This window comes from Nocardioides sp. (genome assembly GCF_047607365.1).
In the GTDB taxonomy this organism is placed as follows: domain Bacteria; phylum Actinomycetota; class Actinomycetes; order Propionibacteriales; family Nocardioidaceae; genus Nocardioides.
This window is the reverse complement of sequence record NZ_JASGDD010000102.1, coordinates 1-9,490: the sequence shown is the minus strand read 5'-3', so window position 1 is coordinate 9,490 and position 9,490 is coordinate 1. Positions and strand designations below refer to the sequence as shown.

The window sequence follows — 9,490 nt, the reverse complement described above, 5'->3', positions numbered from 1 at the left end:
GGCGCAGCTCGTCGGCGGCCTGGACGGCGTCGGCGACGCGCTCGCTCAGCACCGCGCGCGCGGTGACCGCCCGACGCTCGGCCTCCTCCGCGCCTCGCCGGGCGAGGGCGAAGGCGCTCGGCCCGGCGACGGCCGCGAGGAGGGCCACGACGAGGCCGGCACGCGGGTCGAGCACCGTCGCGACGGCGGTGGTGAGGATGCCGGTCAGCACGAAGCCGCCGACCGGGATCCGGACCCGCAGCTCCCGGTCGAGCACCGCGTCGACGTCGTCGACCACGCTGGCCAGCAGGTCACCGCGCCGGCGCCCCAGACGGCCGGGCACCAGCGGCACCAGGGCGTCGTAGACGCCTACCCGCGTCCTTGCCAGCAGTCGCAGGGCACGGTCGTGGGCGACCAGCCGCTCGGCGTACCGCAGGACCGGACGCGCGATGCCGAACGCCCGCACCCCGACGATCGCGACGGTGAGCGTCAGCACGCCTGGCTGCGTCGAGGCCCGCACGATGAGCCAGCCGGCCGTCGCCGTCAGAGCCACGCCGCAGGCCGACGCGAGCCCTTCGAGGACCCACCCCCAGGCGCCCCCATGTCGCACCCGTTCGCCGCGGGTCTCGTCCGTCGCGCCGGCCGGGGTGCCGGTCGGAGCGCCGGGTCCGGTGAGGCCGGTGCCGGCTTCGCCGGAGCCATCGGTCGAGCCCGCGCCCTCACGGGTGAGGCCGACGACGCGGCCGGGAAGCGGGCCGACAAGGTCGTCCGACGCGTCCCCGCCGTCGCGGGGGAGCTCGACGACGTGGTCGGCGAGGGCGAGGAGCGCCGGGCGGTGGGCGACGAGGACGACGGTGCGGGTGCGGCCGAGGTCGCGTACGACGTCGGCGATGACCTGCTCGGTGGCGGGATCGAGATGGGCGGTGGGCTCGTCGAGGAGGACGACGGGACGGTCGGCGAGGAGGACGCGCGCGAGGGCGAGGCGAGCGCGCTCTCCGGCCGACAGCGCGAGCCCGTCCTCGCCGATCCCGGCGTCGACGTCGGGGAGCCGGCGGTCCAGGCCGACCCGGGCGAGGACGTCCCCGAGCTCGTCGGCGGTCGCGTCGGGGCGGGCGATGCGGAGGTTGTCGGCGACCGATCCGGCGAGGAACACCGGCCGCTGGGGCAGCCACGCGACGTGGGTCCGCCAGGCCGGATCGGTCAGCGCGACGGCACCGGCGCGGGCGGCACCGGTCGTCGGGACGAGCTCCCCGCCGAGGATCGCGAGCAGCGTGGACTTCCCGCAGCCGGAGGGCCCGACGAGGGCGGTGACGCCGGGTCCGGAGACGGCCAGCGACGTCGCGGCCAGCGCGGGGACCGCGCGCCCCGGGTAGGTCAGCGAGACCCCGTCGAGCGTCACCCCGACGCCACTGGCACGAACCCCGCCCAGGTGGGACTCTCGTCGCGTCGCGGCGGCCGACGGGGACGAGAAGCCCACCTGGGCGGAGTCCTCGTCGCGCCCGGGATCGGCGAAGCCGTCCGCCGCGCCGGCCGGCCCGACGAGGGACGTGAAGACCGCGAGCCCCTCCGCCGAGGCGTGGAACTCGGCGCCCACCCGGCGCAGCGGCCAGTACGCCTCGGGGGCGAGCAGGAGCACGGGCAGCGCGACCGAGAGCGACACCGAGCCCGAGGCGAGCCGGAGGCCGATGGTGACGGCGACGACGGCGACCGACAGCGTGGCGATCAGCTCGAGCACCGCCGAGGAGACGAAGGCGATCCGCAGGGTGCGCATCGTCCGCCGGCGGTAGCGATCGGTGACCGCTCCGATCACCGCGGACTGCGCCCGGGCCCGCCGGAACGCGACGAGCGTCGGCAGCCCGCGCATCACGTCGAGGAAGTGGCCGGCCAGGTCGGCCATCGCCCGCCACTGCGAGTCGGCCTGGTCACGGGTGGCGAGCCCGACGAGGATGCCGAAGACCGGGATGAGCGGCAGCGTGAGGAGCACGATCGCGGCCGACCACGGGTCGCGGACCGCGATCGCCGCGAGGACCAGCGGCGGCAGCACCGCCGCCAGCACCAGCGCCGGAACGTAGCGGGTGAGATAGGGCTCCACTGCCGCCGCTCCGCGCGTCGCGAGCGCGATCAGCGACCCCGTCGACCGGCCGTCGGGACGCTCGAGCGCGTGGCTCAGCACCCGACGGCGTACGTCGGCGCCGACCTGGCTCGCGGCACGGGCCGCGGCCACGTCGGAGACCCATCCGGCGAGCGCCCGCGCGGCGAACGCGGCGACCACGAGCCCGGCCCAGGGCGCGACCGCGCCCGGACCGATCGCCGCCAGGATCAGCCGCGAGACGGCGAACGCCTGCCCGATGAGCAGCAGCGCGCCGGCGACGCCCGCGAGGACGACCACTCCCATCGGCCGCCGCGCCGGGGCGAGCGCGCGGCGGACCGAGGGATCGAGGGGGCCGGCCACGGGTCAGTGCACCTCGGCGAGCTCGTCCGGGATGTGATCGACCGACACCCGGTGGCGGAAGACCCAGTAGGTCCAGGCCTGATAGGCCAGCACCAGCGGGGTGAAGACCAGCGCGACCCACGTCATCACCTTGAGCGTGTACGGCGTCGCCGAGGCGTTGTCGACGGTGAGGGAGAAGTCCGGCGACGTCGAGGACGGCATCACGTCCGGGAAGAGCGCCGCGAAGAGCCCCGCCACCGCGAGCGCGAGGCAGACGAAGGTGCCGACGAAGGCCCATCCCTCGCGGTCGGCGCGGATCGCGGCCCATCCTCCGACCAGCGAGAGCGCCGCGGCGAGGAAGAGGACGGCCGAGCCGGCGTTGCCGGTGTGCAGCTGAGCCCACATCAGGAAGACGACCGCCGCGACGGCGGCGACGCCGGCGACGGCGAGAGCGACCCGGCGCGCCCGCAGCCGGATGTCACCGGTCGACTTCAGCGTCAGATAGATCGCGCCGTGGGTGACGAACAGCGAGAGCGTCACCACTCCCCCGAGCAGACCGACCGGATTCAGCAGCGTGAACAGGTTCCCGGTGAAGTCCTTGGTCTCGTCGATCGGCACGCCCCGGACGATGTTCGCGAACGCGACGCCCCACAGGAACGCCGGCACGATCGAGCCGACGAAGATCGCCCGGTCCCACCAGCCCTTCCAGGTCGCCGAGGGCCGCTGGTGGCGGTACTCGAAGGCCACCCCCCGGCAGATCAGCGCCAGCAGGATGAACAGCAGCGGGAGGTAGAAGCCGGAGAAGAGGGTGGCATACCACTCCGGGAACGCCGCGAAGGTGGCGCCGCCCGCGGTGAGCAGCCAGACCTCGTTGCCGTCCCACACGGGGCCGATCGTGTTGATGATCGCCCGTCGCTCACGGTCGTCACGGCCGAGGAACGGCATCAGGATGCCGACCCCCATGTCGAAGCCCTCGAGGACGAAGTAGCCGGTCCACAGGACGGCGATGAGGATGAACCAGACGGTGTGCAGTTCCAGACCAAGCATGTCTCTCCGCCGATCTCAGTAGGCGAACGTGAGCGGACCGTCGGCCGGCTTGTCGCCGAGCCGTGGGGAGGGTGGCTCCTCGAAGGGCGGTGCTCCCGCCTTCGCCACCTTGATCAGCAGGCCGACCTCGATCACCGCCAGGACGCCGTACAGGAGGGTCAGCGCGATCACCGAGATCCACGCCTCGGGGACCGACACGCCCGGCGAGACCGCGTTCCGGGTGGTCATCAGGCCGAAGACCACCCACGGCTGACGGCCCATCTCGGTGAAGATCCAGCCGACCGAGTTGCCGGCCAGCGCCATGACGGGAAGCGACAGGGCGAGCGGCCCGATCCAGCGGTACGGCGGCACCCTCCCCTTCCGGGTGAGCCAGAGCAGCAGCGCGCCGCCCGCGGCCGACGCCGCGCCGAGGCCCATCATCCACCGGAAGCTCCAGTAGGTGATCGGGATGATCGGGGTGTAGTCGTCGGGCGAGTAGTAGGCCGCGCCCGGGTCGGAGCCGTACGTCGACTGGTAGGTCTCGCGGAGCTGGTTGATGCCTTCGACCTTCTGGTCGAAGTGCCCCGTGGCCAGGAAGGAGAGCACGCACGGCACCTCGAGCGCCCACTTCTTGTGCTTGCCGTCGCGGGTGCCGATGGTGAGCACGGAGAACGGCGCGCAGGTGTCGGAGGTGTCCCACAGCGCCTCCGCCGCGGCCATCTTCATCGGCTGCACCTCGGTCATCACCTTGCCCTGGACGTCGCCGGTGACGCCCACGCCGACGAAGGCGACGATCGCGATCACCGAGCCGAACCGCATGCCGCGGCGGTAGAGCTGCCGGTCCTCGGCGTCGCGCCAGTAGCGCCAACCGCAGATCCCGGCGACGAAGAGCGCGGCGGTCATGTACGACGCCAGGATCACGTGCGGGAAGGTGGCGAGCTGGACCTTGTTGAACATCACGGCCCAGAAGTCCGTGAGCTCGGCGCGGCCGGTGGCCTCGTCGTAGGCGTAGCCGACGGGGTGCTGCATCCACGAGTTGGCCGCGAGGATGAACCAGGCCGAGGCCAGCGTGCCGAGGTGGACCAGCCACATGCAGGCCGCGTGGAGGCCGCGGGGCAGGCGGTCCCAGCCGAAGATCCAGAGGCCGAGGAAGGTCGACTCGAGGAAGAAGGCGAGGAGGGCCTCGACGGCGAGCGGGGCCCCGAAGACGTCGCCGACGAAGCGCGAGTAGTCGCTCCAGTTCATGCCGAACTGGAACTCCTGCACGATGCCCGTGACCAGACCGAGGGCGAAGTTGATGAGGAAGAGCTTGGCGAAGAACTTCGTCAGCCGGAGCCACTCTTGCTTGCGCTCAGGGCTCTTTGCCCGCAGCCAGCAGGTCTCCAGGACCGCCACGAGGGCGGTGAGACCGATGGTGAGCGGGACGAACAGGAAGTGGTAGACGGTCGTGATGCCGAACTGCCATCGAGCGATGTCGAGGATGCTGTCCACACCCTCACCATGCGCCTCCCCGAGCCGCTTGTGCAACTTTTCACAAGCGGGCCGCGAGTGCCGTACGTCACGGTCATGCGGTGCCGTAGGCTCGACCTGAGATGGGGACTCTTCGCACGGCCTGGAAGGTCGCCTCTGCCGGCAGGGGCGGCGGCGGACTCACGATCGCCGGGGCGGGCTTCACCGCGCTGCTCGTCGCCGAGGCCCGCCTGGCGCGCAACCGCATCGGCAGGGCGATCCACCCCGTTCCGGATCCCGCCGGGACCTACGGCGACGGCGACGCCTCCTCGCTGCTGCGCCTCGGCGTGATCGGCGACTCCTCGGCCGCCGGCTACGGCGTCGACGTGCCCGAGGAGACCCTGGCGTACCCCCTCGCCCAGGGCCTCGCCGAACGGACGGGCCGACGCGTCGACCTGCGCTCGTACGCCGTCGTGGGGGCGCGCAGCTTCGACCTGGCGACCCAGGTGGCCCTCGCCCTCGACGACGGCGTGGACGTCGCCGTGATCCTCGTCGGCGCCAACGACGTGACCCACTTCGTGCCCCGCGCCCGCGCGGCCCGCTACATGAAGGACGCCGTGGCCGCGCTGCGTCGCCACGGCGTCACGGTGGTGGTCGGCACCTGTCCCGACCTCGGCACGATCAAGCCGATCCTGCCGCCGCTGCGCGAGGTGATCCGCACCCTCTGCCGCCGGCTGGCCGAGGTGCAGCGGATCGCGGTCGAGGTGGCCGGGGGCCATGCGGTCGCCCTGGGATCGCTGCTCGGGCCGGAGTTCGACGCCGATCCCGTCTCGATGTTCGGCCCCGACCGGTTCCACCCGAGCGCCGCCGGCTACCGGACCGTGGCGCTGGTCCTCGTCGACGAGGTCGTCCGCGTGCTCTAGCCCTCTAGGCGTACGTCATCCGGGCCGGTCGCGCTGGCGACCGGCCCGGATGACGTCGACGGAGGAGAGGGGTGGGTCAGTCGTTCTGCAGGATCGCCAGGATCCGGAGCAGGTTGGTGTAGATCCAGACCAGGCTCACCGTCATGGCGAAGGCCGCGCGCCACGACTCGCGCTCGTCCAGGCCCGCGCGGATGCCGTTCTCGACGAAGTCGAAGTCGAGGATCAGCATGAAGACGCCGAGCACCAGGCCGGCGGCGGCGAAGACGAGGCCCATGGCGCCGTCGTCGAAGAGGCCGAGGCCGCTGCCGAAGAGGCCGAGCACGACCTCGAGCAGGCTGAGCGCCACCATGCCGAACATGGCCGCGACGACGAAGGTGCGGAACTTCTGCCCGACCTTGATGTCGAGGACCTTGTACGCCGCCAGCGTGCCGGCGAACGCGGCGAAGGTGCCGAGCACCGCCTGCACGATGAGGCCGCCGCCGTAGACCGCGTTGAAGACCTCGCTGAGCGCGCCGAGGGCGACGCCCTCCGCGACCGCGAACGCGATCACGAGCGCGGGGCTGATGACCCGCTTGAACGAGTTGACCATCGAGAGGATGAAGGCGGCCCCGCCACCGATGGTGGAGGCCGCCACGAGGCTCGACGGGATGCCCGTCTCGGGGCTGACCGCGGGCGAGACCAGCCAGGTGACCGCAGCGGCGACGATGACGATCGCGACGCTGGCCGCCGTCGACTGGACGACGGAGTCGATCGTCATGCGCCCGGTGCCGTAGCTGGTCCGGGTCTGCGTCGTCGTGGCCACGGGCGCGTCGCCGAAGCCGGCGTACGCCTTGCCGTTGAAGCCCTCGGAGCGGTTGAAGATCGGGTTGTTGCTCTGCATCGTGGTCTCCTGTTGAGGCCGGGTCGCCGGTGGACTACCGGCTCATCATGATGAACGCGGCAGGCGCCTGGAAAGTTCCGCCCGATCGGCCCCGGATCGGCGGATCAGTCGATGAGGTCGGCCAGCAGGACGGTGTCGAGCTCCTCGACGTCGACGAGGTCCACCGCGTCGACCAGGTCGTCGAGATCCTCGACCGCGCTGCGCGGGGCGGGCAGAGCGGCGTCGCCGCCGATCACGCGCACGCTGGTGATCGCGGCGAGCTGGATGGCGACCACGTCGGAGCCGGACTTGAGCATGACGAGGAACTCCCCGGCGCCCTGGTAGACGCCTCGGTGCCGGTGCGGCCCCGCGCAGATCTCGACGTCCGCCTCCGAGACCACGAGGCGGGACAGGATGCTGCCCATCGTCCACGAGGTGCTGCTGCCGCCCAGTGCCATGGTGCCCTCCTCCTGTGCCCATCCTGTGCTGGCGTCATCGTGCACCACCGAGGCCGCGACGCGACACCGAATCCGGGAAGTGCATCCCTTCGGACGACGAGTTTGGGACCCAGGCCCTTACGCTGGTCGCGCGGCGGGCGTAGGCCAACGGCGAGCCGGGGACCTTAAAAGTCCTGTCGAACGTATGGGTTCGAATCCCATCGCCCGCACGGGCTCAGATCCTCCCCCGGAGACCGATGGGAGGGTGAGCCTTGGGAGGTCGCGGCGAGACCGGAGCACGGCGACCGTCGCGGCCCCGAGGCCCGGCCGCTCCGCGGCGATCGGTCAGCCGAGCGACCAGGCGATGCCGTCGAGGATGTCGGACTCCGACACCACGAGCGTCCCGACCGGGACGCGCCGCAGGATCCGGCTGAGGATGAGCCCGCCGGCCGCGATGACGTCGGCGCGCCCGGGATGCATCCAGCCCAGCGTCAGCCGCTCGCCCACGGTCATGGCGACGAGCCGATCCACCATCTCGTGCACCGCCTCGACCGGCAGCTCCGCCTGGTCGATGGCCTCGCGGTCGTACGCCGGCAGCCCGAGCACCCCCGCGGCGATCGTCGTGATCGTGCCCGCGACGCCCACCACGGAACAGGCCCGCCGGGCGTCCACGGGACTCCGGTCGAGCGCGTCGTCGATGTCGCGCACGCAGGCGGCGACCTCCTCCATGGTCGGAGGATCCGAGCGCAGGTGGCGCTCGTGCAGGCGGACGGAGCCGATCTGCATCGAGTGCGCCGCGCTCGGCGGGGCGTCCAGGGCGTCGCCGCGGATCAGCTCGGTGGAGCCGCCGCCGATGTCGACGACGAGCACCGGCAGACCGGGCGCCGCGGCGAGGTTCCGGACCGCGCCGTCGAAGGCCAGGGCGGCCTCCTCCGTGCCCGCGACCACCTCGGGGTCGACGCCGAGCCGTGCGTGGACGCCTGCGGTGAAGACGTCGGCGTTCGCGGCGTCGCGGGTGGCCGACGTGGCCACGAAGCGGACCCGGTCGACGTCGTGGGAGGCGATCGTCGCGGCGTACTCGTCCAGGGCGGCGAAGGCCCGCTCGAGAGCCGCCTCGCCGATGACGCCGGACTGGTCGAGGCCCTCCCCCAGGCGGACCATCCGCGCCTCCTTCACCTCGACCGTGAGCCGAGGGTCGTCGGGGCCGTCCTCGATCCTGCCGATGAGGAGCTTGATCGTGTTGGTGCCGCAGTCGATCGCCGCGACCCGCGTCACGAGGTCGCCCCGGGAGGACACGGGCACAGCGGGGCCCGGACCGGGGCGCGCCGAGCGACGCCAGAGGACCCCGTCACGACTCGGCCCCGGCCGGCCCGGCCAGCGAGGGCACGCACGAGCCGCCCTGCCACCACGGGCCGAGGGCGTCGAGCACCTCGTCGCCGAGCGGGTTGACGCCGCGGCCCTGGGCGAGCGCCTGGCCGGCGAGGACGTGCAGGCACTTGACCCGGGTCGGCATCCCGCCGGCGGAGATCCCCTCGATCTCCGGGACGTCGAGCCCCTCGGCCTCCGCGATCGCCGACCGCGCGGCGAGGTAGGCCTCATGGGCACCCCGATACGCGTCGGCGAGCTCGGGATCCTCGGCGAGCCGGGCCTCCATCCGCTTCATCACGCCCTCGGACTCCAGGGTGGAGATGCGACCCGTGGCGGTCGGACAGGTGAGGTAGTAGGTCGTCGGGAACGGCGTGCCGTCCGGCAGCCGCGGCTCGGTGGTGACCACGTCGGGCAGCGAGCAGGGACAGCGATGGCCGATCTCGTGGATGCCCCGGGGCACCCGGCCGAGCTGGGCCGCGACCGCCTCGACGTCGGCCGGGGCGATGGGTTCGCTCACTTCTTCCCTGTCGTCGTGTCCGGCTCGGTGATCCTCTGGGTGGGCTGGTCCGCCTCCGCGGGCGGATCGCCCGCCAGCTCGACCGAGTCCCACACGTCCGCCCACCAGGCGGACTCCTGCTTCTCCCCCACCGTCGAGGGATCGCTGAGCTCGCCGGCGGGCTGGATGCGGTTGCCGTCGGCGTCGAGGGCGACGTACGACGTCTCCCCCGGCATCACGTAGCCGAACCGCTGTCGCGCCTGCTGCTCGACGTAGGACGGGTCGCTCCACCGGGCCTTCTCGGTCTCCAGGTCCTTGATCGCCTGCTGGCGGGCGGTGATCTGGGACTTCATGTCGTCGATGCTGCGGCGCTGCTGGAGGTAGGCCTGGAGCGAGGACGCGAAGGAGAGGACGAGGACGGCACAGACCAGCACGAGCACGATCGCCCGGCCGGTGAGCTTGGGGTTGGCTCGCGGGTCGACCCGCTTCAGCCGGGCCGCGGCGGCAGCGGCGGCCGCACGC

Annotated in this window: 9 protein-coding genes and 1 tRNA gene; 2 read left to right on the top strand and 8 right to left on the bottom strand. The window is 72.6% G+C overall.

The annotated features are described in order from the left end of the window. The 3 genes from cydD to QM572_RS07720 form a co-directional block, all read right to left on the bottom strand. On the bottom strand, positions 1 to 2,431 hold a 2,431-nt coding region (gene cydD / locus QM572_RS07730; protein ID WP_415091724.1), incomplete at its 3' end, for a thiol reductant ABC exporter subunit CydD. Between the two features lie 3 nt (positions 2,432 to 2,434). Further along, positions 2,435 to 3,448 carry a cytochrome d ubiquinol oxidase subunit II gene (gene cydB / locus QM572_RS07725; RefSeq protein ID WP_415091726.1) on the bottom strand — a complete coding sequence of 338 codons (1,014 nt, stop codon included), beginning with the start codon at positions 3,446 to 3,448 and terminating at the stop codon, positions 2,435 to 2,437. A 24-nt stretch (positions 3,449 to 3,472) separates the two neighbouring features. After that, positions 3,473 to 4,927, bottom strand: a complete 1,455-nt coding sequence (locus tag QM572_RS07720; protein WP_415091722.1) for a cytochrome ubiquinol oxidase subunit I — start codon at positions 4,925 to 4,927, stop codon at positions 3,473 to 3,475. A 101-nt stretch (positions 4,928 to 5,028) separates the two neighbouring features. Here QM572_RS07720 and QM572_RS07715 point away from each other — a divergent pair, with 101 nt between their 5' ends. Further along, entirely contained in the window at positions 5,029 to 5,808 is a 780-nt protein-coding gene (locus QM572_RS07715; RefSeq protein WP_415091720.1) for an SGNH/GDSL hydrolase family protein, read from the top strand. A gap of 76 nt (positions 5,809 to 5,884) precedes the next feature. On the opposite strand, the gene QM572_RS07710 is transcribed toward QM572_RS07715, so the two are convergent. Further along, positions 5,885 to 6,688 carry a Bax inhibitor-1/YccA family membrane protein gene (locus tag QM572_RS07710; RefSeq protein WP_415091718.1) on the bottom strand — a complete coding sequence of 268 codons (804 nt, stop codon included), beginning with the start codon at positions 6,686 to 6,688 and terminating at the stop codon, positions 5,885 to 5,887. Between the two features lie 104 nt (positions 6,689 to 6,792). Further along, positions 6,793 to 7,125 carry a hypothetical protein gene (locus tag QM572_RS07705; RefSeq protein ID WP_415091716.1) on the bottom strand — a complete coding sequence of 111 codons (333 nt, stop codon included), beginning with the start codon at positions 7,123 to 7,125 and terminating at the stop codon, positions 6,793 to 6,795. Positions 7,126 to 7,258: 133 nt separating this feature from the next. Here QM572_RS07705 and QM572_RS07700 point away from each other — a divergent pair. Continuing rightward, positions 7,259 to 7,334: transfer RNA gene (locus QM572_RS07700), tRNA-Leu, on the top strand. Between the two features lie 115 nt (positions 7,335 to 7,449). On the opposite strand, the gene QM572_RS07695 is transcribed toward QM572_RS07700, so the two are convergent. From QM572_RS07695 to QM572_RS07685, 3 genes are all read right to left on the bottom strand, one after another. Continuing rightward, positions 7,450 to 8,400: an exopolyphosphatase gene (locus QM572_RS07695; protein ID WP_415091714.1), complete on the bottom strand. Its 951-nt coding sequence runs from the start codon at positions 8,398 to 8,400 to the stop codon at positions 7,450 to 7,452. A 52-nt stretch (positions 8,401 to 8,452) separates the two neighbouring features. Beyond that, a complete protein-coding gene (locus QM572_RS07690) occupies positions 8,453 to 8,989 on the bottom strand; it encodes a DUF501 domain-containing protein (protein ID WP_415091712.1) in 537 nt (178 codons plus the stop codon). Continuing rightward, the coding region (locus QM572_RS07685) for an FtsB family cell division protein (protein ID WP_415091710.1) at positions 8,986 to 9,490 on the bottom strand (505 nt) is incomplete at its 5' end. The genes QM572_RS07690 and QM572_RS07685, both read right to left, overlap by 4 nt.